General features: G+C 67.2%; 22 protein-coding genes. 16 read left to right on the forward strand and 6 right to left on the reverse strand.

Annotated elements, in window-relative coordinates; all coding sequences use genetic code 11:
• Positions 1 to 11: 11 nt before the first annotated feature.
• The gene (gene miaB, locus VNN10_01875; GenBank protein ID HXH20748.1) at positions 12 to 1,331 is read right to left on the reverse strand and encodes a tRNA (N6-isopentenyl adenosine(37)-C2)-methylthiotransferase MiaB; all 1,320 of its coding nucleotides are present in this window, start codon (positions 1,329 to 1,331) and stop codon (positions 12 to 14) included.
• Between the two features lie 82 nt (positions 1,332 to 1,413).
• Here miaB and VNN10_01880 point away from each other — a divergent pair, with 82 nt between their 5' ends.
• Entirely contained in the window at positions 1,414 to 2,265 is an 852-nt protein-coding gene (locus VNN10_01880) for an SDR family oxidoreductase (GenBank protein ID HXH20749.1), read from the forward strand.
• A gap of 59 nt (positions 2,266 to 2,324) precedes the next feature.
• On the opposite strand, the gene VNN10_01885 is transcribed toward VNN10_01880, so the two are convergent.
• Both VNN10_01885 and VNN10_01890 read right to left on the reverse strand, forming a co-directional pair.
• Complete coding sequence (locus VNN10_01885; GenBank protein HXH20750.1) at positions 2,325 to 3,983, reverse strand: ribonuclease J; 1,659 nt, start codon at positions 3,981 to 3,983, stop codon at positions 2,325 to 2,327.
• The gene (locus tag VNN10_01890) at positions 3,983 to 4,684 is read right to left on the reverse strand and encodes a uracil-DNA glycosylase (protein ID HXH20751.1); all 702 of its coding nucleotides are present in this window, start codon (positions 4,682 to 4,684) and stop codon (positions 3,983 to 3,985) included. The genes VNN10_01885 and VNN10_01890 overlap by 1 nt, the downstream gene beginning before the upstream one ends.
• A 483-nt stretch (positions 4,685 to 5,167) precedes the next feature.
• Here VNN10_01890 and VNN10_01895 point away from each other — a divergent pair, with 483 nt between their 5' ends.
• The 15 genes from VNN10_01895 (at position 5,168) to VNN10_01965 (ending at position 21,871) form a co-directional block, all read left to right on the forward strand.
• On the forward strand, positions 5,168 to 6,814 hold the full coding sequence (locus VNN10_01895; GenBank protein HXH20752.1) for a thiamine pyrophosphate-binding protein: 1,647 nt from the start codon (positions 5,168 to 5,170) through the stop codon (positions 6,812 to 6,814).
• 90 nt (positions 6,815 to 6,904) lie between these two features.
• Positions 6,905 to 7,180 carry a hypothetical protein gene (locus VNN10_01900; protein HXH20753.1) on the forward strand — a complete coding sequence of 92 codons (276 nt, stop codon included), beginning with the start codon at positions 6,905 to 6,907 and terminating at the stop codon, positions 7,178 to 7,180.
• Positions 7,149 to 7,604 carry a PIN domain-containing protein gene (locus VNN10_01905; GenBank protein HXH20754.1) on the forward strand — a complete coding sequence of 152 codons (456 nt, stop codon included), beginning with the start codon at positions 7,149 to 7,151 and terminating at the stop codon, positions 7,602 to 7,604. Before VNN10_01900 ends, VNN10_01905 begins: the two co-directional genes overlap by 32 nt.
• Positions 7,605 to 7,756: 152 nt before the next feature.
• A complete protein-coding gene (gene pfp / locus VNN10_01910) occupies positions 7,757 to 9,052 on the forward strand; it encodes a diphosphate--fructose-6-phosphate 1-phosphotransferase (protein ID HXH20755.1) in 1,296 nt (431 codons plus the stop codon).
• Between the two features lie 70 nt (positions 9,053 to 9,122).
• Positions 9,123 to 9,701 (forward strand): RNA polymerase sigma factor, encoded by a 579-nt coding sequence (locus tag VNN10_01915; GenBank protein HXH20756.1) that lies wholly within the window; start codon positions 9,123 to 9,125, stop codon positions 9,699 to 9,701.
• Entirely contained in the window at positions 9,694 to 10,434 is a 741-nt protein-coding gene (locus tag VNN10_01920; GenBank protein ID HXH20757.1) for a hypothetical protein, read from the forward strand. The genes VNN10_01915 and VNN10_01920 overlap by 8 nt, the downstream gene beginning before the upstream one ends.
• Before the next feature lie 46 nt (positions 10,435 to 10,480).
• Entirely contained in the window at positions 10,481 to 11,080 is a 600-nt protein-coding gene (locus VNN10_01925) for a plastocyanin/azurin family copper-binding protein (protein HXH20758.1), read from the forward strand.
• Between the two features lie 108 nt (positions 11,081 to 11,188).
• Positions 11,189 to 11,878, forward strand: a complete 690-nt coding sequence (locus tag VNN10_01930; protein ID HXH20759.1) for a response regulator transcription factor — start codon at positions 11,189 to 11,191, stop codon at positions 11,876 to 11,878.
• Positions 11,879 to 11,884: 6 nt separating this feature from the next.
• Positions 11,885 to 13,132 carry a HAMP domain-containing sensor histidine kinase gene (locus VNN10_01935; GenBank protein HXH20760.1) on the forward strand — a complete coding sequence of 416 codons (1,248 nt, stop codon included), beginning with the start codon at positions 11,885 to 11,887 and terminating at the stop codon, positions 13,130 to 13,132.
• 102 nt (positions 13,133 to 13,234) lie between these two features.
• Positions 13,235 to 15,442: a bifunctional (p)ppGpp synthetase/guanosine-3',5'-bis(diphosphate) 3'-pyrophosphohydrolase gene (locus tag VNN10_01940; GenBank protein HXH20761.1), complete on the forward strand. Its 2,208-nt coding sequence runs from the start codon at positions 13,235 to 13,237 to the stop codon at positions 15,440 to 15,442.
• Positions 15,443 to 15,524: 82 nt separating this feature from the next.
• Positions 15,525 to 18,932: an FtsX-like permease family protein gene (locus VNN10_01945; GenBank protein HXH20762.1), complete on the forward strand. Its 3,408-nt coding sequence runs from the start codon at positions 15,525 to 15,527 to the stop codon at positions 18,930 to 18,932.
• Positions 18,933 to 18,941: 9 nt separating this feature from the next.
• Positions 18,942 to 19,877: an ABC transporter ATP-binding protein gene (locus VNN10_01950; protein HXH20763.1), complete on the forward strand. Its 936-nt coding sequence runs from the start codon at positions 18,942 to 18,944 to the stop codon at positions 19,875 to 19,877.
• Positions 19,870 to 20,748 carry an ABC transporter ATP-binding protein gene (locus VNN10_01955; GenBank protein HXH20764.1) on the forward strand — a complete coding sequence of 293 codons (879 nt, stop codon included), beginning with the start codon at positions 19,870 to 19,872 and terminating at the stop codon, positions 20,746 to 20,748. The genes VNN10_01950 and VNN10_01955 overlap by 8 nt, the downstream gene beginning before the upstream one ends.
• A complete protein-coding gene (locus VNN10_01960) occupies positions 20,745 to 21,323 on the forward strand; it encodes a hypothetical protein (GenBank protein ID HXH20765.1) in 579 nt (192 codons plus the stop codon). The genes VNN10_01955 and VNN10_01960 overlap by 4 nt, the downstream gene beginning before the upstream one ends.
• Positions 21,320 to 21,871, forward strand: coding sequence for a thermonuclease family protein (locus tag VNN10_01965; GenBank protein ID HXH20766.1), 552 nt, complete (start codon positions 21,320 to 21,322; stop codon positions 21,869 to 21,871). Before VNN10_01960 ends, VNN10_01965 begins: the two co-directional genes overlap by 4 nt.
• A gap of 67 nt (positions 21,872 to 21,938) precedes the next feature.
• Here VNN10_01965 and VNN10_01970 read toward each other — a convergent pair whose 3' ends face one another.
• Genes VNN10_01970 through VNN10_01980 form a run of 3 tightly spaced genes read right to left on the reverse strand, consistent with a single transcriptional unit; the run spans position 21,939 to position 24,152 of the window.
• The gene (locus VNN10_01970) at positions 21,939 to 22,640 is read right to left on the reverse strand and encodes a DUF3108 domain-containing protein (protein HXH20767.1); all 702 of its coding nucleotides are present in this window, start codon (positions 22,638 to 22,640) and stop codon (positions 21,939 to 21,941) included.
• Positions 22,637 to 23,671 carry a low-specificity L-threonine aldolase gene (gene ltaE / locus VNN10_01975; GenBank protein HXH20768.1) on the reverse strand — a complete coding sequence of 345 codons (1,035 nt, stop codon included), beginning with the start codon at positions 23,669 to 23,671 and terminating at the stop codon, positions 22,637 to 22,639. Before ltaE ends, VNN10_01970 begins: the two co-directional genes overlap by 4 nt.
• Before the next feature lie 46 nt (positions 23,672 to 23,717).
• On the reverse strand, positions 23,718 to 24,152 hold the full coding sequence (locus VNN10_01980; protein ID HXH20769.1) for a hypothetical protein: 435 nt from the start codon (positions 24,150 to 24,152) through the stop codon (positions 23,718 to 23,720).
• Positions 24,153 to 24,183: the final 31 nt, after the last annotated feature.

A 24,183-nucleotide genomic window follows, 5' to 3' on the forward strand; every position in this document is an offset into this window, starting at 1 on the left:
CGGCGCTCTGCCTACACCAGCAGCGGCAGCGCCTCGGAGACGGCCGTCCCCTGCAGCGACCAGGCCGACGAGCGCTCTACCCTCACCCGCACGATGTCTCCCACCGCTGCCTCACCGGCGAAGTGCAGCAGCTTGTTCGAGCGCGTGCGCCCGTACCAGAGGGAGTCTCTGCGCCCCTCGACCAGCACGTCTTCCTCTCGCCCTTCGTAGCGGCGATTGATGCTCGCCGAAATCTCGCGCTCCAACTCCTCGACCGCGTGCAAGCGCTGGCGCTTCACCTCGTCCGGCACGTCGTCCTCGAGCTTGCGGTAGGCGATGGTCCGCGGTCTGGGCGAATAGGCCGCAACGTGTACCTTGTCGAACCGCAGGTCGGCCAGCAGGTCATACGTCGCGCGGAACTCCGCGTCAGTCTCACCGCAAAAGCCGACGATCACGTCCGTCGTGATCGCCGCCTCCGGCATGTATCGCCGGATGAGGTCGACCTTCTCGCGGTACTCGCCGACCGTGTAGCCGCGACGCATTCGCTCAAGCACGGTGTCGGAACCGGATTGCACCGGGATGTTGAAGTACTCGCACACCTTGGGCAGGTCGCGTACCGCCTCGATGATCTTGGCCGTCATGTCCTTCGGGTAAGAGGTCAGGAAACGGATTCGCTCCAGGCCCTCGATATCGTGGATGGCGTACATGAGGTCGCCCAGGTCCCGCCGCTCCTCGAGGTCATGGCCGTAAGCCTCCACCGTCTGGCCCAGCAGCGTGACCTCCTTCGCCCCGCGCGCCACCAGGTGCTCGACTTCCAGCCTGACGTCCTCCACCGTCCGGCTGCGCTCGCGGCCGCGGCGGTAGGGCACGATGCAGTAAGTGCAGAACTTGTCGCAGCCATGGATGACCGGCACGTAGGCGGTCGGGCCGGTCGCGGCGGCGAAGGTGGTCGGCCAGAATTCGCCGCCCGTGTCCTCGGCGATCCCTACCGCTTCGAAGATGCCGTCGTAGGCCTGCGGCCGCGCGAAGTGGTCGACGAAGGGGAAGCGGCGCTTCAGTTCGTCCTGCCTGGGGCCGACCATGCAGCCCATGACCACGATCTTGAACTCGGGGCCGGACCCGGCCAGGCGCATGCGCTTGTCGAGCAGCTTCTTCAGCCGTCCGAGCTCCGAAATCGCCTTCTGCTCCGAGCGCTCGCGGATGGAGCAGGTGTTCAGGACGACGAGTTGTGCTGACTCCGGCCCGTCCGTCTCGCTCCAGCCCAGCCGCTCCAGGCCGGCGGCCAGCTTCGCGGAGTCGGCCACGTTCATCTGGCAGCCGACAGTCCAGATGTAGTACTTCGGGGACGCCACGGAGGTAAGTGTAGCAAAGGCTGCCTGCGCATCGTTCCCCCAGCGCGCGTGTAACATGGCGCCCAGCGTAGGAGGGAGCGTCATGAAGGACCTCAGTGGAAGGACGGCGATCGTTACCGGGGCGTCCCGCGGGCTAGGCGTGTACATCGCGCGGGCGCTGGCGGGACAGGGCGTCGACCTCGTCCTGGCCGCGCGCAACCAGGCGGCCCTCGAAGACCTCGCCCGGGAGCTGCGCGCCCGCGGCCGCCGGGCCATCGCTCTCCCCGTCGACCTGCGCCGCGCGGAGGACATCGAGCGCCTCGCCGCCAGCGCGGCGGCCGAGTTCGGGCGGGTCGACCTGCTGGTCAACAACGCCGGCATCGAGGCCGTGTACTTCTTCCACCAGCTGCCCCGGGAAGAAGTGGACGAGGTCATCGACGTGAACCTTCGGGCGACGATGCACCTGACGCGGCTGGTCCTTCCGGGCATGCTGGAGAGGCGCGAAGGGCACATAGTCAATATGTCCTCTCTCGCGGGCAAGGCCGGCCCCGCCTACGCCGAGTCCTACGCCGCGACGAAGGCCGCGCTCATCGGTTTCACGCAGTCCCTGCGCGCCAGCTACCGGCGCGATGGCGTCAGCGCCTCCGTAATCTGCCCCGGTTTCGTCGGCGTGGTCGGCATGTACGCCGACGCCAAGCGCGAGCACGGCCAGGAAGCGCCGCGCGTCCTCGGCGAATCGCGTCCGGAGGCGGTCGCGGCGGCGGTCCTGAAGGCGGTGCGGAACGACCTGCCTGAGGTCATCGTGAATCCGCGCCCTGTCCGCGCGCTCCTGGCCATGAGGGAGCTTGCCCCCGGCTTCATGGAGAGGATGAGCCGGCTGATCGACGCCAATAGCCTCTTCCGCCGCCAGGCCGAGGTCCGGGCGCAGGCGCGCGAACAGCAGCGTGCTCGATAGCCGGCTGCGCGATCAGGCCGCCGTGGCGCTGACCGCTGGGCCGGCGGTGGCGTGTAAGCTCACACCTCGACGGCCACCGGCAGCACCATCGGCCGCCGATGGGTCTCGTCATAAAGGAACTTCGCGATGGCGTCCTTGACGTTCGTGTTTACCGCCGACCACTCGACGATGTGGTCGGCGCCCTCGAGGGCCGAGACGACCATGTCCCGCGTCCGCTCCAGGAGCTCTTCCGACTCCTCGATGCTCGTCACCCCTCGCGAGATCACGTCTGGCCGCCCGATGAGGCGCCCCGTCTTCTTGTCGATGGTCAGCACCACGACCACCATGCCGTCTGTCGCCAGGTGCAGGCGGTCGCGCAGCACGACGTGGTCGACGTCTCCCACGCCCAGGCCATCGACGTACACGTAGTCCGCGGGCACCTTTTCGGCTAGCCGCGCTCCGGTCTCGCTGATCTCCAGCACGTCGCCGTCGACCATGACGAAGGCGTTTTCCTCCGCCACGCCCATGGACTTCGCCAGCTGGGCGTGCAGCACCATGTGGCGGTATTCGCCGTGAATGGGCACGAAGTACTTCGGCCTCACGAGGGACTGCACGATCTTCAGTTCCTCCTGCGCCGCGTGCCCGCGCACGTGCACGTCCGCAACACGGTTGTAGAGCACCCGGGCGCCCAGCCTGAAAAGGTTGTCCACGGTCCGATAGACGAGCGCTTCGTTGCCAGGGATCGGCGTCGCCGAGAGCACGACAGTGTCGCCGCGCATGATCTGGACGTGCTGGTGGTCACCGTTGGCCATACGCGTCAGCGCGGAAGTCGGTTCGCCCTGGCTCCCCGTGGTGAGGATCACAACTTCCTCAGGACGGGCGCTGCGCAGTTCGTTGACGCCCATGCTCAGCTCGCGCGGGAAGTCCAGGTAGCCGCGTTCGCGCGCCATCTGGACGTTGTCCATCATGCTCCGCCCGGTCACGAAAACGCGCCGTCCGGTGAGCGCCGCCGCATCGATCACCTGCTGGATGCGCGCAATCAGCGAGGCGAAGGTGGCGATGATCACCCGCCCTTCTGAAGTGGTCATTATGCCCGCGAGGGCATCGCCCACTACCCGCTCTGATGGCGTGTAGCCCGGCACCTCGGCGTAGGTCGAGTCCGCGAGCAGCAACAGCACGCCTTCTTTGCCCAACTCGGCGAGGCGGGCCAGGTTCGTCGTCTGGCCCATCACCGGCGTGTGGTCGAGCTTGAAGTCGCCCGTGTGCACCACCGTCCCCATCGGCGTGCGGATCGCGAAGCCGGCCGCGTCCGGGATGCTGTGGGCGACGCTGAAGGCCTCCACGCGGAAGACGCCGGCGCCCACGCTCTCGCCCGGCAGGATGGTGCGCACGTCGACCTCGTTCGCAAGGCGATGCTCTCGCAGCTTCACGCCGAGCAGCCCGCCCGTGAGGGGGGTGCAGTACACGGGCGCCTTCACGTGGCGGAGTACGTAGGGCAGGCCGCCCGTGTGGTCCTCGTGGCCGTGGGTGATGAAGAAGCCGCGCAGCTTGCGCGCGTTTTGCTGGACATAACGTATGTCCGGGATCACGAGGTCGACCCCGAGCATCTCCTCTTCGGGAAACATGAGGCCGCAGTCGATGGCGATCATGTCCTCGCCGTATTCGAGGAGCAGCATGTTGCGGCCGATCTCGCCGAGACCGCCGAGGGGGATTACGCGCAGTGCATGGCCATTCGGCACTAAAAGAGCCTGCCTTGTTCGGCGCTCGGCTGGAGCGCCGTCGCCGTCGCGGTCGCCGGGGCGTTCCCGGGGCCAACCGTCCCCGCGAGCGGGGGCTGGCGAGCCTCGTCGTACTCCTTCAGCGCCCGCTCGACGTAGGCGGGGAGCTTCCTGAAGTCTTCTTCGATTACACGCCTTAGGCTGCCTTGATGCAAGGCCGCCGCGGGATGATACATCGGCACAACCCAGAGCCGGCCGAACTTCCGCGCCTGGCCATGAATGCGGCTGATGGGCTGGCCGGGAAAGTAGCGGCCGAGCGAGTACCGGCCCAGGGTGACTACCACCTTCGGGTCGATCAGCTCGATCTGCTCCGTCAGCCAGGCCGAGCAGGCCTCGATCTCGTTCGGCAGGGGGTCACGGTTGCTGGGCGGCCGGCACTTGATCACATTGGCAATGAACACATCGGACCGCTTCAGGCCGATGTCCTGGAGGAGTTGCTCCAGAAACTGGCCCGCCGCGCCCACGAAGGGCCGGCCCTGCTGGTCTTCGTAGTATCCCGGCGCCTCGCCGATGAACATGATGTCCGCGTCGATGCGACCCTCGCCGGGCACGACCTTCGTGCGCCCGCGGGCCAAAGGACAGGCGGTGCAGCGGCGCATCTTTTCGTTCAGCTCGGCCAGCTTCGCGCGCCGCAAGTCCAGGGCGTCGAGGGTCATCGTCATAGGCGCACCACCATCGAGGCGAGCACGCGGGGCGCCCCCGGCCCAGGCGGGCAGGGGCGCCGGGCTCGGTTTGGCCGGATGTTACACCGCCCCGCGAACGCAGTCAATTAAAGGCTAACGAGCTTATGTCTTTTAGCGAACCCTGGTATCTCGCGCTGGCCGGGTCGGCGCTGCCCTCGGCCGCCAGGGCCCGTCGATGCTCTCCCATCACATGGCCGCCCGGCGAGGCGGGCGGTGAGGCGGTCTCTTCCGGGTGGACCTGTCGGCCGGCCAGCTGGCGCTATACACCCTCTTGGGTAGTCTGCCCGGTGCCTCGCGGCAGCTTCGTGGTGCTGCAAAGAGGCGCGCTCGCCTGCCAGATAGACGCGGTCAGGCCCGAACGAGCCGTCTGGCCTGATGCCCCTCGGCTGACCCTGTACTACAATGCCCCTCGAGTCCCCGCCGCAAAAGCATGCATTCCTAGAAGCAGGAGAACCCACAGCCATGGCCCAGGTTGACGGCGGCGCCCTCGTCGCACGCTTCCTCAAGCAGGAGCAGGTCGACGTCATATTCACCCTCTGCGGTGGCCACATACAGAACATTTACGCCGGCTGCCAGGACGAAGGCATCCGCATCATCGACACCCGCCACGAGCAGGCCAGCGCCCATGCCGCCGAGGGGTGGACGCGCGCCAACAAGCGGCCCGGCGTCTGCGCCGTGACCGCCGGTCCCGGCGTCACGGACGCCGTCACCGGCATGGCCAACGCCTATCAGAACCGCAGCCCGATGATCATGATTGGCGGGGCCGCGCCCTTGAACCAGATCGGCCGCGGCGCCCTGCAGGAAATGAACACGCTGGACATGATGAAGCCCATCTCCAAGTGGGCTGTCCGCGTGCACCACACCCAGCGCATCCCCGAGATCATGGCCGAGGCCTGGCGCGTGGCCACCACCGGCCGCATGGGCCCGGTGTACATCGAGATACCCTCGGACGTCCTCCACGGCCGCATCGAGGAGGACCAGCTTCCGCCGATGCCCAAGGGCTATCGCACTACCGGACGCGTCGCCGGCGACCCGGCCCTCGTCGGCGAAGCGGCGAAGGCCATCCGCGACGCGGAGAAGCCGCTCGTCATGGCCGGCAGCCAGATCTACTGGTCGACCGCCCACGAGGAGCTGCGCCAGTTCGTCGAGAAGATCCAGTCGCCCGTGTACCTGAACGCCATGGGCCGCGGCTCGATCCGCCAGGACCACCCGCTCTTCTTCTCCCGCACCCGCCGCAACGCCCTCGCCGAAGCGGACGTCGTCGTCATCATCGGTACGCCGATGGACTTCCGGCTGCAGTACGGCCGACGCATCCGTCCCGAGTCCAAGGTCATCATGATCGACTCCGACCCCTCGGAGATCGGCCGCAACCGTGGCGTCGACATCGGCATCGAAGGCGACGCGAAGACAGTGCTCAACCAGCTCCTGGCCGAGCTCGAAGGTGTCCGCCGGGAACCCGGGAGCTGGATCGGTAGTCTGCGCGAGGTCGAGAACAAGATCCTCGAGCTCCGTCAGCAGTGGATGAACTCGGACGCCACGCCCATACATCCCCTGCGCCTGTGCAAGGAGATGGCGAGCTTCGTCGATGACAACACCATCGTCGTCGGTGATGGCGGCGATATCGTCTCCAATGCCGCCCAGATCCTGCCGATCAACAACCCGGGCCAGTGGTATGACCCCGGCCTGCTCGGCACGCTCGGCGTCGGTACCGGCTTCTGCATGGGCATCCACTGCACGTACCCGGACAAGAAGATCCTCATGGTGAACGGCGATGGCACCTTCGGCCTCAACGGCTTCGAGTTCGACACGTTCGTCCGCTTCGGCATGCCCGTGGTCTCGGTAGTCGGCAACGACCGCCAATGGGGACAGATCACGGTCGGCCTGGTCCGCGCCTACGGCCGCGAGCGCGCCGCTCCGACCCTCTTGCAGGACAATTCCCGCTACGACCGCGTCGTCGAGGCGCTCGGCGGGCACGGCGAGTTCGTGACGGAGCCGAAAGACATCCGCCCGGCAATCGAGCGCGCCTTCGCCTCCGGAAAACCGGCCTGCGTGAACGTGATCATGGACCAGATGCCTCCGGGCGTCGAAGGCGGTTACGAGTTCCTGTAGGCGGACGGCCGAATCCAGGAGGGCGGGCCGAATGGCCCGCCCTTTCAATTCCCCTGACTCGTGATGTATGACGCGATGTATACTGAGTCCATGGCTCGCATGGTGCGTAAGCAGGTCTACATCACGGAAGAGCAAGAGCGCCTGCTCAAGCGACGTGCGCGTGAACGCTCTAAGGCTGAGGCCGACCTCATAAGAGAGGGACTCGACTGGATCCTCCGGCCCGAGGATGAAGAAGCCAGGCTGGTGGCGTGGGAGAGGGTAAAGGAGTTCCTCGATGAGCGCGCGCTGATCGAAGCGCCCCAGAAGCCCCGGACCTGGACCCGGGAAGAGCTCTATGACCGTCCCAAGCATCTATTTCATCGATAGTAACGTCCTCGTCTACGCAATCGACCCCACCGACAAAGCCAAGCAAAGGATGGCCATCACGCTCCTGGACACCGTAGCGCGGCTTAACGTTGGTGCGATTAGCGCTCAAGTCTTAGGCGAGACCTTCAATACGATAACCCGGAAGATCGACGAGCCAGTCGACCCCAGGCGCGCTGCTGATGAACTCCTTGCGCTCAGCAGGGTGCTGACTGTATATCCGATCACCGGTCAAACCGTGCGGCGCGCGTTCACGGGAGTGTTGAACTACCAGATGTCCTACTGGGACGCGCTCATCTGGGCTACGGCGAAGCTTAACGGCATCGCCACGATCCTCACCGAGGACATCCAGAGCGGCGGCGCCATCGAAGGCGTCTCGTTCCTGAACCCCTTTACCGCCGGCTTCGACGCCGCCTCTCTCGCTTAGTCAGGCCGCGGCCCCGATATGCCACAATGTCTAGCGACGGCGCGTCCGTTTGCGCTCCGCCGGCGAGACGCCGGGACACCCCCGACACCCGAACCGCCTGTAACTGCCGGCCGGGCCGCCGGACGCCCTCGCTTCTACGGGAGGTTCAGACCATGCCTGAGAAACGGCTCGGCATACTCGTCGGCGGCGGCCCGGCGCCAGGCATCAACAGCGCGATCAGCGCCGTGACAATCGAGGCCCGCCACGAGGGCTGCGAAGTCATTGGCATAGAAGACGGCTTCGAGCACCTGATCCACGGTCGCACCGACGCCGTCCGGCATCTCGATATATCAGACGTGTCGCGCATTCACACACAGGGCGGCTCCATCCTGCGGACCTCGCGCGCCAACCCGACGACGACCCCGGCGCACATGCAGCGCACGGTCGAAGCGCTGCGCGCCCTCAGGCTCGATTACCTCGTCTCGATCGGTGGGGAGGACACTGCCTTCTCGGCGTCCGAGGTTGCGAGAGCCTCTGGAGGCGCCCTCCGCGTCGCGCACGTCCCCAAGACCATAGACAACGACCTGCCTCTGCCGGGCGGCATGCCGACGTTTGGCTATGAGACCGCGCGCCACGTCGGCACCGAGCTCGTGCTAACCCTCATGGAGGACTCGCGCACGACCAACCGCTGGTTCATCGTCGTGGTCATGGGCCGCAAGGCAGGGCACCTCGCCCTCGGAATCGGTAAGGCCGCCGGGGCCACCCTCACCCTCATCCCCGAAGAGTTCCCGGGCGAGCGGATCGAGTTGGACGACATCGCGCGCGTGATCGCCGGCGCGGTCATCAAGAGACGTGCCTTCGGCCGCAAGGACGGACTCGTGGTGCTGGCCGAGGGGCTGGCGGAAAAGCTCGATGTCCAGGAGCTTGCCCGGACCTCGGGCATTGAGATCGCCTACGACCCCCACGGCCACATTGCTCTGAACGACATCCCCCTGGCGGCGCTCCTCAAGAGACGGGTGCAGCGCTGGTTCGCGGAGCGCGGCGAGAGCATGACCATGGTGGACGTCACGCTGGGTTACGAGCTGCGCTGCGCCCGGCCCATCCCCTTCGACATCGATTACACGCGCACCCTCGGCTACGGCGCGGTCCGCTTTCTCCTGAACGAGCACGATGACCCTCGCCTGCGTGAAGGCGGCTTCATGAGCCTCCAGGACGGGCGGCTGCAGGTCCTCCCCTTCGATGACCTCCGCGATCCGGTCACGGGCAAGACGCGCATCCGCGTTGTCGACCTGGCCAGTGAGCACTACCAGGTGGCGCGCGAATACATGGTGCGTCTGGAACCGGAGGACTTCGCGGACCCGGAGCTGCTAGCCCGCCTGGCCGCCTCCGCCGGCATGTCGGTGGAGGAGTTTCGCACCCTCTTCGCGCCCGCTGTCATGGGCATGAACGGCGCCAGGGCCGCGGCCTAAGGCGGACCGGTGAGCATCAAGGCCGCGGCACGGGGGAACCAACTGCGGTCTCGCGGTGTATACGTGACGAGTGGGCATCGCGCTGACCGAAGAACAAGCCGTCGCCGGCGCGAAGCGCGGTAACCCTGACGCGTTTGGCGCTCTCGTCGGCGCACACCAGCAGGTAGCGTTTCGCGCCGCCTGGCTCCTGCTGCGCGACAGTGCAGCGGCCCAGGACATCGTCCAGGAGGCCTTCATCCGCGCGTATCGCGACTTCGGCCGCTTTCGCGACGGGGCGCCCTTTCGTCCATGGCTCCTGCGCATAGTCACCAATCTGGCCCTGAACGAGGTCAGGAGTCGGACCCGACGCTCGTCGGCGGCCAGGCGTTTCGCCGAAACGGCGAACACCGCCCTGGTTGAGGGGCCTGCTCAAGGAATCGAGGCGAAAGCTCAACTCGGCAGGGTGCAAGCGGCCATCGCCCAACTGCCGCTTGGCGACCAACGCCTTCTTCATCTGCGCTACTTCCTCGAGCTCCCAGAGCGTGAGATTGCCGCTGCCATTGGCAAGCGGCCGGGGACGGTGAAGTCGCGCCTCCATCGCGCTTCCAGGCGTCTGCGAGACGTCATCGAAGCACGGTTTCCTGACCTGCTGGAGGACCGGAATGATTGACCCGCGAGTCGAGCGGCTGTTGGCTCAAGCTGCGGCGGAGACCGTCTATCCGCTTACTCCCGCATTTGAGGAGCGGGTGCGGGAAGCGCTGTCTTCCGCGCCGGAGCGACGGCGCGCCTTCGTCCTCGCACCGGCCGCGATTGGGATCGCCGCACTGCTAGCAATCGTTGCGTTCGTCGCGGCGGATGGGGCAGGCGACGCTGTCGCCCGCTTCTTTGGCGTCAAGGGCTCCAGCATCGAGCGTCTCCCGCCTCCGCCCGAGGGCGTCGCGCCAACAGCGGAGCCAACCCCTGTTGGCATCGAGTATCTCGGCGGGCGCACGACTCTTGATGCTGCTCGCGCGGCGCTGAATTTCGCCCCGCCATTGCCGGCGGGCAGTGGAGAGCCGATAGCGGTGTATCGCCTCGACGTACTCGGCCTCCCTGTCATTGTGCTGGAGTACCCTTCTTTCGACCTCTGGATTGCACGCCCCGGCCAGGAAGTCATCTTCGCAAAAGGTCTGCCGGCGGGTACCACCCTGCATGAGTTCACGCTCAACGGCCATGGGGCGCGGTGGGTATCTGATGGCTTCCACGTCCTCACCTTCCGCGCGGCCTCCGGTCGTGAGGCCACAGGCTTCGCACGGACTGTCACGCGCAACACCCTGATTTGGGCGACCGACACGGCCTTCTACAGGCTCGAGACAAGCCTCGAGTTAGAGGCCGCCATTGCCATTGCCCGCACCTTGCCCTGAGGGAACGCTGGCATTCCGGCCGGTGTATATGGTGCAGGAGGATGCCATGAACACGATTGCGCTTCTCGTTTCTGGAGTCGTGGCCCTTGCGGGTACGCTCGCCGGGGTCGCCAGCGCCTCGGCTGGCGGCGGTGGCTGCAATGGGGAATCGACCGATTCGGCGTCGGGCACCGTACACATGCGCGAAAACTGCTTCGTGTCTACAGTGGTCAGAGTACCCACAGGCGAGACCGTCACCTGGATGAACCAGGACAGTGTCCCACACATGGTCACTGGCATGGGCTGGAGCGCGCCAGGTGCAACCATCGGCCAGGGACAGGCCGCGTCCGTGAGGTTCGACAGGAGCGGCGTGTTCGCCTACTACTGCCCGTTACACCTCGGCATGGTCGGCGCTGTGGTCGTCGGCGATGGCAGCCCGGCACCCGGCGGCAGTGGCGGATTCGTCGGTGCCGCGCCAGTGCTGGAAGCTGGCGCTCAGGCGGCCGCGGGCTCCGCACGAGCTCCCGCTGCGCGGTCGGGCGGATCCAGCCCGGACTGGGCAATGCTGGTTCTCGGCGGCGGACTCGGGTCGGCCGCCGCAGTGGCCGCCGGGATCGCTGGCTTCAGGCTCGGGCGCGCTTCTCGAGGTCTCCTGGAGGCGCCATAGGAGCGATCCAGACGAGCGGCGCACACGCCTCCTGACGGGGGCCCGTGGCGCTGCGGCCGTAAGCCTTTCGTAATACACCGGTTCTAGCCTGTTAGAGTGATCGCTGCGATGGCGCACCGAGACCGGGTCCTCGTCGTGGAGGACGAGCCCATGGTGGCCGAGGTCGTGGACCGCTACCTGCGGCATGAGGGCTTCGACACGATGGTCGTGCACGACGGCCCCTCCGCCCTGACCGAGCTCGAACGCTTCATGCCTGACCTCGTGGTCCTGGACCTCATGCTTCCCGGCCTGGACGGCTTCGAGGTGTGCCGCCGCGTGAGGTCGGCCGGCGAGACGCCCGTGATCATCCTTACCGCCCGTGCCCGTGAAGACGATAAGCTGCTCGGCCTGGGGCTGGGCGCTGACGACTATGTGACCAAGCCCTTCAGCCCGCGCGAGCTCGTAGCGCGCGTCAAGGTGGTACTCCGGCGGGCGCGGGCCGTCACCGTCCCGGACGGCGAGCGCCTGCGCTTCGGCGACCTGCGCATCAACGAACGCACGCGTGTGGTCGAGGACGCCCGCGGCGAGATCAGGCTGACGGCGCGCGAATTCGACCTGCTGGTGTTCCTCGCCCGGCACGCAGGACAGGTCTTCACGCGCGACCAGCTCATGGACTTCGTCTGGGACTTCGACTTCGCCGGCGACGCCAGCACGGTGACCGTCCACATCCGCCGCCTGCGCAGCAAGGTCGAGGTCGACCCCTCGCGGCCGCGGCACATCAAGACGGTCTGGGGCGTCGGCTACAAATTCGAGCCGTAGGCAGCAATGGTCACCTTCCGCCGGTCGCTCCTCCTGTCCGTCGCGACCCTGGCTGCCGGCCTTGGTCTCGCGGTCCTGATCGCGGAAGTGACGATGGCGCCACCGCTGCGAGAGGTCGGCCTCCTCTCCGCCTATCTCCTGGCCAGCGGCGTGGCCTCGATCGCCGCCTGCCGCGCCGTCCTGCGCCTCGCCGAGTCCTCGCGCCTCTCCCTTCAGGGGCGCGTCTTCCTCATCACCGCCGCCGGGGCGCTCACGGGCGTCGCGAGCATTTTCATGGTCGCGCAGCTCATGTTCGTCTCGACCTCGCACGACCTCGCCGTGTTGGCCGCGGTCCTGGCGTTCGTCGCCTTCGTTGGCACTGCCTGCGGCGCCTTCGTGGCCGCCTCTCTTTCCTCTCGTGTCGGCCTCATCTCGGGGGCCATCCGCCGCCTGGCATCGGGTGACTACGCTGCCTCGCTGCCCGACGGCGCCGGAGACGAGATAGGGGCTCTCGCTCGCGACGTGCGCCTCCTCTCGGAGCAGTTGCGGCGGGCAGACGAGGAGCGCGCCTCTCTCGAGCGCGAGCGCCGCGAGTTGACCGTAGCCGTGTCGCACGACCTGCGCACACCGCTGGCGAGCCTCCGGGCGATGGTCGAAGCCCTCGCCGACGGTCTCGTCCACGGAGACGCCGAGTCGCGCCGTTACTACGCCGCCATGCGCCGCGAGATAGAACGCCTGGGCGCGCTGATCGATGACCTCTTCGAGCTCGCGAAGATCGACGCCGGCGCGCTGGAGCTGGACGTCAGGCCCTTGCCGCTGGAGGAGATCGCAGCGGACGTCGTCTCCGGCATGGAGGCCCAGGCCCGCAGGCTGTCCATAGACCTGGCGCTCAGGACCGAGCCCGGCCTTCCACGCGCGGTCGTCGACGGCCGCCGCATCGAGCGAGCCATTGCGAACCTGGTGCGCAATGCCCTGCAGCACACGCCCCGCGGCGGTCGCGTCGAGGTCGCCCTGCGCCAGGACGCCGGCTGGATCGCCATCTCCGTCTCGGACAGCGGGAGTGGCATCGCGGAGGGGCAGTTGCCGCGAGTCTGGGAGCGGTTTTACCGCGCGGAGGCCTCCAGGACGCGCGAAGACGATATCGGAGACGGCGCGGGGCTCGGCCTTGCCATCGTGCGGGGCTTCGTCGAGGCCCATGGCGGCCGCGTCGAGGCGGCCTCGCAGCCTGAACGCGGCTCCACCTTCACCATCCTCCTGCCGTTGGCGGCTTCCTGAGCAAGTTGCTTGCGCCTTGCCCTGAGCGCAATCGGGAGCTCAGGACGATAAGTGAATCAAATCGAAGCTCACCGGATTGTGTTAGAGTCTCGATACAAGGCCATGGTTGCGACCCCGATTCCAACCGCGGACGAAATCCTGATGCGGGCGGGCGAGGGCATCCCCGCGGACAGAGCCCGCCTCGTGCGCGAGGCTTACGAGTTCGCCTGGCGTTGCCATGACGGCCAGCTGCGGGACTCGGGCGACCCCTACATCGTCCACCCGATCGACGCAGCCATGACGGTGGCCTCCCTGAACCTGGATGCGGCCACGATCATGGCGGCGCTCCTGCACGACGTCGTCGAGGACTGCGGCGTGCCGTCGGAGGAGATCTCGAAGAAGTTTGGCGCGGACGTGGCCCAGCTCGTCGAGGGCGTCACCAAGCTCAGCCGCCTGTCCCTTGTCCGGCCCGATGAGTCCTCGTGGGACGACCACTCTCAGGCCGACAACCTCCGCAAGATGTTCCTGGCGATGGCGGAAGACCTGCGCGTGGTGGTCGTCAAGTTGGCGGACAGGCTGCACAACATGCGCACCCTGCACGCGCTCCCTCGGGAAAAGCAGCTGCGCATCGCGCGCGAAACCAGCGACATCTACGCGCCGCTGGCCCATCGCCTGGGCCTCGGGGCTATCGCGTCCGAGCTCGATGACCTCGCTTTCCGCTACCTGGAGCCCCTGCGCTACGAGGAAATCGCCAGGCTGCTCGCCGCGAGTCAGGAGAGCCGCGAACGCTACGTGTCGCAGGTGGAGAAGATCCTGCGCTATGAGCTCCAGCGGCAGGGGGTGCAGGCGGAACTATCCGGCCGCGCAAAGAACATCTTCAGCATCTACCAGAAGATGCAGAAGTACGCGGAGATGGGGAAGTCGTTCAACGACATCTACGACCTCATCGCCATCCGCGTCCTGGTGAACAGCGTCGCGGACTGCTATCACGCCCTGGGTGTCGTGCATGGCCTCTGGCGTCCGCTTCCCGGCCTGTTCGACGACTACATCGCGAACCCGCGCGAGGGCGTCTACCAGTCACTGCACACCACTGTCATGGGCCCGGGCGCTAGGCCGCTGGAGGTCCAGATCCGTACCTACGAGATGCACCGCACCGCCGAGTACGGCGTTGCCGCTCATTGGCGCTACAAGGAGGGCGGCCGCCAGGACCGGCACATGGAGGAGCGTATCGCCTGGCTGCGGCAGCTCCTCGAGTGGCAGCGTGAGACCGCCGAGGCCGAGGAGTTCGTCGAGTTCGTGAAGACGGAGCTCTTCAAAGAGGAGGTCTTCGTCTTCTCCCCCAAGGGCGAGATCAAGGACCTGCCTGCAGGCTCCACCCCCATCGACTTCGCGTTCCGCATACACACCGACATCGGCTTCCATTGCGTCGGGGCGAAGGTCAACGGCCGCCTGGTGCCGCTGACCTACAAGCTCCAGAACGGCGACGTCGTCGAGATAATCACCAGCCGCACATCTCGCGGGCCGTCCCGCGACTGGCTCAACCCGAACCTGGGGTACGTCAAGACCGGCAACGCGCGCTCGAAGATCCGCCAGTGGCTCAAGCGCCAGGAACGGGAGGAGAACATCCTCCGCGGCCGCGAGATGGTGGACCGCGAGCTGCGCCGCCTCGGCGTTACGACGAGCGACCTGCTCCCGGAAATGCTGAAGTGGTTCAAATTCGAGAGCGCCGACGACTTCTTCGCCTCTGTCGGTTACGGGGGCGTGTCGCTCAGCCAGATCACCGGCCGGACCGCCCTCCACCTCAAGAAGGACGAGCCCGAAGAGGTCGTGACACCGGTCGTCACGCCCCGGCCGCCCTCGTACGGGTCCGACATCAAGGTGCTCGGCACCGGCGACCTCCTCACGCAGATCGCGCGCTGCTGCCACCCTGTCCCGGGAGACAGCATCATCGGCTACGTCACCCGCGCCCGGGGCGTCACCATCCACAGAGACGACTGTCACAACGTCGTCAATGCCAGCGAACCAGAGCGCCTGATTGGCGTCGAGTGGGGCCGCACGACGCAACTCTTCCCCGTGTCGGTCCGCATTGAGGCCTGGGACCGGGTCGGGCTGCTGAGGGACCTCAGCACCATCGCCGCCGAAGAGAAGGTGAACATGACCGGTGTCCGTACGCACGAGCACCCGGACCACACCACCACGCTCTCCATCACCCTGGAGACGACGGGCGTCGAGCAACTCTCCCGTCTCCTGGCGAAGATGGAGGGCGTGCGCGGAGTGTTCGCCGTCTCCCGCGTCCTGGACCAGGCCTCGGCCGGCCGCCAGGCGAGCTAGTCGCCTCTGCCCGCCGCCCCTTACGGACCCTAACCCGCCGTTTGCCGCCTCTCGGGGCGCATGACAGAATTGGCGGGCAGACGTGAATACCATCTTCAGCGTCCTCCCGCTGGTCGTACGGAGGATTAGCGCCAACATAAGGTTGCTGACCGCCGTGGTCGTCGGGGCCGTCCTGGCCGCGGCGTTGATGTCGACCACCTCCATTTACACGGACGCCATCCGCGACCTCGGGCTCTCCTATGCCATCCGCCAGAGCGGGCCGAACAAGAACAACATCCTCGTCCGCAGCACGTCGCAGATCGCGCGCCAGGACCTCTACGAGCGCAACCGCGAGTTCATCGACTCCTCCCTGAAGAAGGCCCTCGGTCGCCTGCTTGCCGGCCAGACCTGGGCCGGGCGCAGCTCCACCTTCTTCCCGACGCCGCCAGGCGGGACGGTGCCAGCGGACGACGGCCGGCCGAGGTCGCACTTCCAGTTCCTGACGGGAATAGAGCCGCACATCCGCGTCGTCGAAGGCCGCTTCCCCGACGCTGCGGCGCAGGCGCCGGCCGGCGCGCCTACCGTCGAGGTCGCCATGCCCGCGGAGGTCGCGCGACGCAACGGCATCCGCGTCGGCGACCGGCTTGACGCCCACCCCTTCTGGCGGCCGGAAGCGGAGCCTGTCCACGCCCAGGTCGTAGGACTCGTGGAGCCGCTCGACCTCTCGGAGCCCTACTGGCTCGGGCTATCGGACTTCTTCGAGTTCACGAGCCCCCGCTGGCAGACCTTCCCCTTCTTCGTGCCGGCGGAGACCTTTTTCGGCGCAATCGCCGAGTATCTGCCGACCATGAACGCCGACTTCTGGGGGATGGCCTACCTCGACACCGGCCGCATCAACGCCCGCAACGCTGAGGACGTGCGCGTCTCTCTCGAGAGTCTGGAGCGGGTCATAGCGGGCAACGTCGAGCGCACGGCCACGATTACCGAGCTGCCTAACGTCCTGCGCACCTTCGACGAGAAGCTCTTCTTCACGCGCATCCCGCTCCTCGTGCTCGTGCTCCAGATCGCTGGCATCGTCCTCTACTACCTCTTCATGGTCTCGACCATGCTCGTCGAGCGTCAGAGCGCGGAGATCGCGCTGTTCAAGAGCCGCGGCGCTACTACCGGGCAGGTGATGCAGATCTACGTGATCGAGGGCTTGATCATCCTCCTCGTTGCGCTCGGGCTCGGCCCACCCCTTGCCGCGGGCGTGATCGCCCTGCTCGGGAAAACCCCCGTGTTCGACGACCTCAGCGGCGGCGCCTACCTGACGACGCGCCTGTCGACCGGCGCGTATCTCTGGGCCTTCAGCGGCGCCCTGCTCGCGTACATCACCCTGCTCTGGCCGGCCTACCAGGCCACGCGCCGCACGGTGGTGCAGTTCAAAGTGGCGGCATCCCGGCCCCCGAAGGAAGCCGCCTTTACCCGCTACTACTTGGACCTGTTGCTGGTCGGCCTGGGAGCCTTGCTCTTCTACCAGCTGCAGCGGCGCGGCAACCTGGTGACGGAAAAGCTCTTTGGCGAGCAGTCGACGGACCCGGTCTCACTGCTGACACCCACGTTCTTCATCCTCACCGTGGGCATCTTCTTTCTGCGGCTGTTCCCTATCGCGCTCCGTCTCGGCGCCTGGCTGGTCTCGAAGACTCAGGCTACGGCGGTGCTCTTCGGCACCTGGCAGCTGGTCCGCAACCCGGTGCACTACTCCCGCCTGGTCTTGCTCCTCATGCTGGCGACGGCTGTAGGCATGTTCGCCGCGAGCTTTGGGGCCACCCTTACTACCAGCTACGAGGACCGGGCAGCCTATGTGTCCGGCGCCCCCTTCCGCCTTGCCGGCCTGCGCAAGGCCCCGGCTCCGGGACCGGAGTCTCTGGCGCGCGCGCTCGCCGAGAGATACGGGGCCGAAAAGGCGTCACCCGTCGTCCGTCTCGACGGTACACAGGGCACAGCGTTCGCGCGCACGAACTTCCGCATCCTTGGCATAGACCCGGCGGGTTTCCGCGACCTGGGCTTTTTCCGGGACGACTTCGGGCCTCCGATAGACACCATCCTGGCGACCCTTGCCGCAGACACGGAGGAGCCGCCCGGGATCGACCTGCCGCCGGACGCGCGCTGGCTGGCGCTCTGGGTTAACCCCACCTCCCTCAACGGCCGTGTCGGCTTCGAGGCGAAGGTCCGGGACGCCGAGGGGCGCTACTTCACCTATCTCTTCGGCCCCGACGGCGGTGCCGAACTGCCCCCGGGCTGGAGCTTCGTCGTCGCCGACCTCGGCCGGCCCCAGGCGATTGCCGGCGTGCCTTTCACGGACCCAACCGCGCGGCCTCCCCTCCGGTTGCAGTCGCTCTCCATCCGCTTCTTTACCACCGTGTCCCGCCCTGGCGGCGCCGTGCAGATCGATGACCTGCAGGTCAGCGCGTCGGCCGGGCTGCCGGCCGGCGTGCCATCCGACCGGCTGCTCAACGACCCTCAGCGCCGCTTTGCCGGCCTCCCGGGCGCGACGGTGCTTGCGGACTTCCAGGACCTGCAGCGGTGGGAAGTGTTGAACGGGCTCGTCGCCGATCCCCTTCCGGATGAAGTCCGCCAGGCCCCGGCGCCCGGCGGTGGCTTCGCGGCGGAGATCACCTGGCGGCCGGTCGCGGGCCAGCCTGCGACGCACGGAATTCGCGTACGCGGGGAGGCGCGCCCGGTGCAGGTCTATGCCAGCGAGGCCTTCATGAGACAGAGCGGCCTGGCCGAAGGGCAGACGTTCCAGGTGTACATCAACGGCTCCTACATAGACGTGAGCATCGCCGGCACCTTCCGGCTCTTCCCCACCCTCGACGACCCGCGCGACAATCCCGCCCTCGTCGCCAACATCCGCCGCCTGGAGACGGCGTTAAACCGCAACCCGCGCAGCGTGATCGCTTACCCGGATGAGGTCTGGCTCAGCCCCGGTCCGGAGACGGCGTCCAGGGTCGCGCGGGACATCGATGCCGGGGAGTTGCTGGCGACCGTGTTCGACTTCGAACAGATCCGGCTGGCGCAGCAGAAGGACCCGCTCATCGCCGCTGGCTGGGAGGGCATCCTCTTCATCAGCTTTGCAGCCATCCTCATGCTCAGCGCCATCGGCTTCCTGATCTACTCCTACCTCACCGCGCAGAAGCGCACGCTGGAGTTCGCGGTCCTGCGGACGATGGGTTTCTCTCGCCTGCAGATCGCGACCGTCGTCGGCTTCGAGCAGGTGTTCATCATCGGTCTTGGGATGCTGGCGGGCTCGCTTATGGGCCTTCGCCTCGGCAGCCTGATGATCCGTTACATGGGGCTGACCGAGACGGGCGACGAAGTGGTGCCGCCCATGCTGCTGCACGTCAGCTGGTTCACAGCCGGCACCGCCTTGTCCGTACTGGCGGCTGTGTTCATAGTGACCATCGGGATCGTCGTACTACTCTACTCGCGCCTTGCGCTGCACCGCGTGCTGCGCATCGGCGAGACTTAAAGGCCGCTGATGGCGATAGACCTGGACCAGCGCTCGGCGCTCGCCGGCGCCGAAGACGCGCAGACCTATATCCTCTGCGAGGACCTCTTCAAGATCTACAAGCAAGAGGAGCTCGAAGTCGTAGCCCTCCGCGGGCTCGACCTCAAGGTGCGGCGCGGCGAGCTAATGGCCATCGTCGGCGCGTCCGGGTCGGGAAAGAGCACCCTCCTGAACATCCTCGCCGGCCTCGATGTCCCGAGCGCTGGCCGCGCCTTCGTTGGCGGGCGCAACCTGCTCACGATGACGCCGGCCGACCTCGTGGTCTACAGGCGGAAGGAGGTCGGTTTCGTCTGGCAGCAGACCTCGCGCAACATCGTGCCCTACCTCTCGGCGGTGCAGAACGTTGAGCTGCCCATGATCCTCGAAGGCGTCGAGCCCGGCCCGGCGCGCTCCAGGGCCCGGCTTCTGCTAGACGCGGTCGGACTCTCGCATCGTATGGACGCCAAGCCAGACCGTCTCTCAGGCGGCGAGCAGCAGCGCGTGGCGATCGCGGTGGCGCTGGCAAACGACCCTCCCTTGCTGCTGGCCGACGAGCCGACCGGCGAGCTCGATTCGCAGACGGCGTCTGAGATCTTCGGCGTATTCCGCTCACTGAACGAGCAGTTCGGCGTGACGATCATGATCGTGACCCATGACCCCGCCATCGCCAACGCCGTCGACCGCGTGGTCTCCATCCGGGACGGACGCATCAGCGCGGAGAGCTTCCGCCGCGTGAAGTTTCAGGGGCGGGAAGCCTTCGTCCTGCACGACGAGTTCGCCGTCGTCGACCGTACCGGCCGCCTGCAGGTCTCCCGCGAATACCTGGAGGCGCTCGGCATCAACGAGCGCGCCCGCCTTCGGCTCGAAGGTGACCACATAGCCATTTACCCCGAGAGCGTCAGTTTCGACGAGGACAGCGGTGCTTGAGGCGCCCATCATCCAGGTCGAAAACGTCAGCCGCGAGTTCCAGGTCGGGACAGAGGTCATCCGCGCCGTCCGCGACGTCTCCTTCTCGGTGGCGCGCGGTGAGTTCCTCGCGATCATCGGCCGCTCGGGCTCAGGGAAGACAACGCTCCTGAACCTGATCGCCGGGCTCGACAGGCCCACGAGCGGCCGTGTGATCATCGAGGGCCAGGACGTCTCGGCGATGAGCGAGGCTGAGCTGACGAAGCTCCGGCGGCACAAGCTGGGCTTCGTCTTCCAATCCTTCGGCCTCCTGCCGCTGTTGTCGGCTTACGAGAACGTCGAGATCGCCTTGCGCATTGCCGGCGCCGGCCTGCGCGAGCGCGCGAAGCGGGCGCATGAGGTGCTCGACATGGTAGGCCTGGCGAAGCGCGCCAACCACCGCCCCTACGAGCTCTCCGGCGGCGAACAGCAGCGTGTTGCCATCGCCCGCGCCCTGGCGAACCGCCCCGCCATCATCCTTGCCGACGAACCCACGGGCGAGCTCGACTCGAACACGGCGGCGTCCATCTTCAGGCTCCTGGTCGAGATCGCCGCAAGCGAGAACGTGACCATCGTGACGACCACCCACGACCGCATGGTCATGGAGCGGGCGGGGCGCGTAATCGAGTTGTCCGACGGCATGCTTCTCCCGGAGCCGAGAGCGTTCGCGCCCGCGCGCAAGCAAGCTGTCAGCGTCGCCTTCACTCCTCCTTCGGCGCCGCCGGTGACCAGGCCTGTCTTCGAGCGGCCGCCGGAGCCACAGCCGGAGGACGACCACGCGCGCTGGGCGCCTCCGGAGCGGAGCAAGCGGCCCATCTATCAACCCCCACCACCGCCGCGCGAACCCCTGTGACGTCATCCGACCCCGCCGTCCGGCGCCAGGTCCTGCACGCGGACCTGGTGCTCCTGCGCGAGGACGCCTCGGACCGGGCTCGCGACGCCCTGATGCTGGAGGCCTCGGCGCTGGCGTCACTGCCCGGCGTCGCGGCGATCGGGGCCATCGAGGCCGCCGCTCCCTCCGACTTCGACCTGGCGTTCTTCTTCATCCTGGACTCGCAGGCCGATCTCGAGGCCTTCGGCACGGACGAGCGCTACATCCGGTTTCTTCAAGGAGGCCTTGCGCGGGCAATGCGCTCCTTCGCCGGGGCGGACGTCCAGCTGGACTCCAGCTTTGCGGGCGACGGGGCCTACGCCGCTTGCGCCTGCCTGATCGCCACGCCCCACACTTACGACTGGCAGGTGCGCGATGCGCTCGCCGCGTGGTCCTCGGCGGCGGCCCAGGCGCTGCGCGGACTGGCGATTGGTGAGAGGCAGCGTTACCGTGGACTTGGCATCATGTTCTCCTCCTCACCCATCCCGCTGCCTTTTCCTGGCCTGGAGGGGTTCGGTACCGAGTCCATCTCCGGTACCTGGCGCCGGCTGCGATGAGGTTGCGCGCGCGCCGGCTGCCAGCCTGGGCCTTCGTCCTCCTCCTTATCGGGTCCGTGACCCTGGTCACGGGCATCCCCTACGCTATCGCCAGCAAGGACGCGCGCGCCCCGGACTGGGAGCAGGTCCGCACCAGCCTTCCCCTGCCTCCAGGGGTCAGCATCGGCCAGCTCGAGAAGGCCACGGTCTATGACGTGATCGACGGCGACACCATCGATGTCCTCATCGATCGCCGCCTCGAGCGGGTGCGCTACTTCGGCGTCGATACGCCTGAAGTCGGCGCCGACTGCTACCGCGACGCCGTCGAGCGCAACAGGCGCCTCACTGGCCGGACGGTCTACCTGCTGCCGGACGCGCGCGAGCGCGACCGCTTCGGCCGCCTCCTGCGCTACGTGTTCAAGGAAGACGGCACATCGGTAGACGCGACGCTGGTTGCCGAGGGCATGGGCCTGGCCTGGCGCGAGGACGGCCGCTACCGGGACCAGATCGTGGGTCTCGAGCAGGAAGCCAGGGCCGCGGGCCGAGGCTGCCTCTGGAAGGCGGACTGAAGCCGCGGCCGCGGCGACTGTCACTCCCGGGCACTCCGCGGCAGTGCCACGGCCGGCATCGGGCTGACTAAGGCCGCGTCTGAAGCTCGAAGACCGTCCCGCGGTCGTTGTCGTACTTGACCAGGGGCCGGGTGGGCGTGTCCGCGTACCAGGCCACTTGCTCGGCGTTCGCGCCTTTGATCTCCAGGCGCCAGGCAGTGAACGTCCCGGCCGGGACGGTTACCTGCTCCTTGCCCCTGACGCGCAGTTCCACCGTCTGGCGGCTGCGCCGGTTGGTGATGATCGTCACATAGCGCGCCTCGTAGCCTTCCCGGAAGTCGATCGTGCGCCAGAGAAACAGTGAGCTGTCGTTGTCGTAGGCGTGCTCGGGCACGCTCAGGCCGCTCTGGCGCTCGCCCTGCCTGATCAGCGCGCCCTGCTCCGTGTACGAGACGGTCAGGGTCTCCCTGTCTTCCGGGCCCTGGATGACCCGCGTGGAGGAGAGCGGCTTCAGGGTCTTGCTGTCGACGACGACCGTGATCTCATCACTGTTGGCTCCGCTCGTGTACCGTTGGAGCAGCCGCGTCTGGCTGCCCTCCACGGTCAGGCTGAGGGTGCCCGTGGCCACCTCTCGACCGCGCTCTTTGAGGACATAATCCAGGCTCTCCGTCTGCCCCCAGGGTATTGAGCCGACGATGTCCATCGTGGGCGCATCCTCGCCGCCGCCACAGGCGGCGGCGAGCGTCAGGATTAGTGGTAGGCCCAGGGCCCTGAGTAGCGAGGACTTCAAGAAAGCGATGCGACGGCCTCTCTCGTACGTTCGAGCGCCTCCTCGATGTCGGCGCGCTCGATGCCGTAGTGCGTGACCATGCGGACCTTGGGCGGCACCCCCGTGCACAGCACACCCCGCTCCCTCAGCGCCTGCTGAAGCGCCGAGCGTTCGATGCCTTCGAGGTCGAAGATCACGATGTTTGTCTGCACGGACGCCGGGTCAAGCTTGATGCCGGGGATCGAGGCGAGCCCTTCCGCCAGGACGCGGGCGTTCGCGTGGTCTTCGGCCAGGCGGTCCACCATCTCTTCGAGCGCCACGATTCCCGCGGCCGCGATTACCCCGACCTGTCTCATCCCGCCGCCGAGCATCTTCCGGGCCTTGCGAGCGCGTGTGATGAACTCTCCGCTGCCGCAGACCAGGGAGCCGATGGGAGCCGAGAGTCCCTTCGAGAGGCAGAAGCTGATCGAGTCCGCCTCCCGCGCCAAGTCGGCCGGGGTCGTCTCGAGGGCAATGGCGGCGTTGAAGACCCGCGCCCCGTCGATGTGCAGGGGTATGCCCGCTTCGCGCGCGACGCGGGCGACGGCGGCGGTGACGCTCTGGGGCACGGCCGCGCCGCCACAACGGTTGTGAGTGTTCTCCAGGCACACCAGGCCTGTGCGCGGGCTGTGGATGTCCGGCGAGCGGATCAGCCGCCTCACCTCGTCGGCGTCAACCCGGCCGGCCTCGTCGTTCCGGACCTCCCGCAGCTGAATGCCGCCGACGCCAGCGGCACTCGCGACCTCGTGGTGGAGGATGTGCGACTCGCTGCCCACGATGGCTTCGTCGCCGCGCTGACAGTGCGCGAGCAGCGACACCAGGTTCGCCATGGTGCCGCTTGCCACGTAGACGGCGGCCTCCTTGCCCATGCGCTCCGCCGCCATCTTCTCGAGCCGTTTGACGGTCGGGTCGTCACCCAGCACGTCGTCCCCGACCTCGGCGCGGAACATCGCTTCGCGCATGGCGGGCGTTGGGTGCGTGACGGTGTCGCTGCGGAGGTCAATTACCTTCATGGCTCCCCCGCGTTCTGGCGGGTATGTCCGGTCCAGGTTTCGTGGGTCAGGCCGAGCTCGCCCAGAGGGTCCGCCAGGGCTCTTCACCGCGGATCGCCTTGTACTCCTCGTCCAGCTCTTCGCGCTCGAGTTCGGCCAGCACGGCATGGCAGGTCCACTCCGAGCCACCCAGTGACTTCAGCCGATCCTCGATAGCCTGCCAGACGCCGGAAGCGACCAGCGTTTTCACCGAGCGCGGCCACTGCAGCGCCACGATCCGCTCCGGCGCCGGGAACCGAGGCCGGAGCCGCCGCAGGTCGCGGAAGCGCTCGTCGGCGTTGCGCACACGGTCGACCACCCGGATCAGCGGCCCTTCGCTTCCCGCCGTGCGGGCATCGACGAGAAGCCGGCGCTCGAAGTGCTGGAACATGATCACGAAGACCTCAGCTGTGCGAATGAGGTCCAGCACTTCCTGCACGTCGACGCCGTATTCGTTCTCCACGGCAATTCATTCTAGCAACGGCTATCACTGG

This window comes from Dehalococcoidia bacterium (genome assembly GCA_035574915.1).
Lineage (GTDB): Bacteria > Chloroflexota > Dehalococcoidia > DSTF01 > WHTK01 > DATLYJ01.

Bases quoted from the DNA above. Each gene is read 5' to 3' on its own strand.
- VNN10_01880 (HXH20749.1), top strand. From the start codon at position 1,414: ATGAAGGACCTCAGTGGAAGGACGGCGATCGTTACCGGGGCGTCCCGC.
- VNN10_01890 (HXH20751.1), bottom strand. From the start codon at position 4,684: ATGACGATGACCCTCGACGCCCTGGACTTGCGGCGCGCGAAGCTGGCC.
- VNN10_01895 (HXH20752.1), top strand. From the start codon at position 5,168: ATGGCCCAGGTTGACGGCGGCGCCCTCGTCGCACGCTTCCTCAAGCAG.
- VNN10_01900 (HXH20753.1), top strand. From the start codon at position 6,905: ATGGCTCGCATGGTGCGTAAGCAGGTCTACATCACGGAAGAGCAAGAG.
- VNN10_01905 (HXH20754.1), top strand. From the start codon at position 7,149: ATGACCGTCCCAAGCATCTATTTCATCGATAGTAACGTCCTCGTCTAC.
- pfp (HXH20755.1), top strand. From the start codon at position 7,757: ATGCCTGAGAAACGGCTCGGCATACTCGTCGGCGGCGGCCCGGCGCCA.
- VNN10_01920 (HXH20757.1), top strand. From the start codon at position 9,694: ATGATTGACCCGCGAGTCGAGCGGCTGTTGGCTCAAGCTGCGGCGGAG.
- VNN10_01925 (HXH20758.1), top strand. From the start codon at position 10,481: ATGAACACGATTGCGCTTCTCGTTTCTGGAGTCGTGGCCCTTGCGGGT.
- VNN10_01930 (HXH20759.1), top strand. From the start codon at position 11,189: ATGGCGCACCGAGACCGGGTCCTCGTCGTGGAGGACGAGCCCATGGTG.
- VNN10_01935 (HXH20760.1), top strand. From the start codon at position 11,885: ATGGTCACCTTCCGCCGGTCGCTCCTCCTGTCCGTCGCGACCCTGGCT.
- VNN10_01940 (HXH20761.1), top strand. From the start codon at position 13,235: ATGGTTGCGACCCCGATTCCAACCGCGGACGAAATCCTGATGCGGGCG.
- VNN10_01950 (HXH20763.1), top strand. From the start codon at position 18,942: ATGGCGATAGACCTGGACCAGCGCTCGGCGCTCGCCGGCGCCGAAGAC.
- VNN10_01965 (HXH20766.1), top strand. From the start codon at position 21,320: ATGAGGTTGCGCGCGCGCCGGCTGCCAGCCTGGGCCTTCGTCCTCCTC.
- ltaE (HXH20768.1), bottom strand. From the start codon at position 23,671: ATGAAGGTAATTGACCTCCGCAGCGACACCGTCACGCACCCAACGCCC.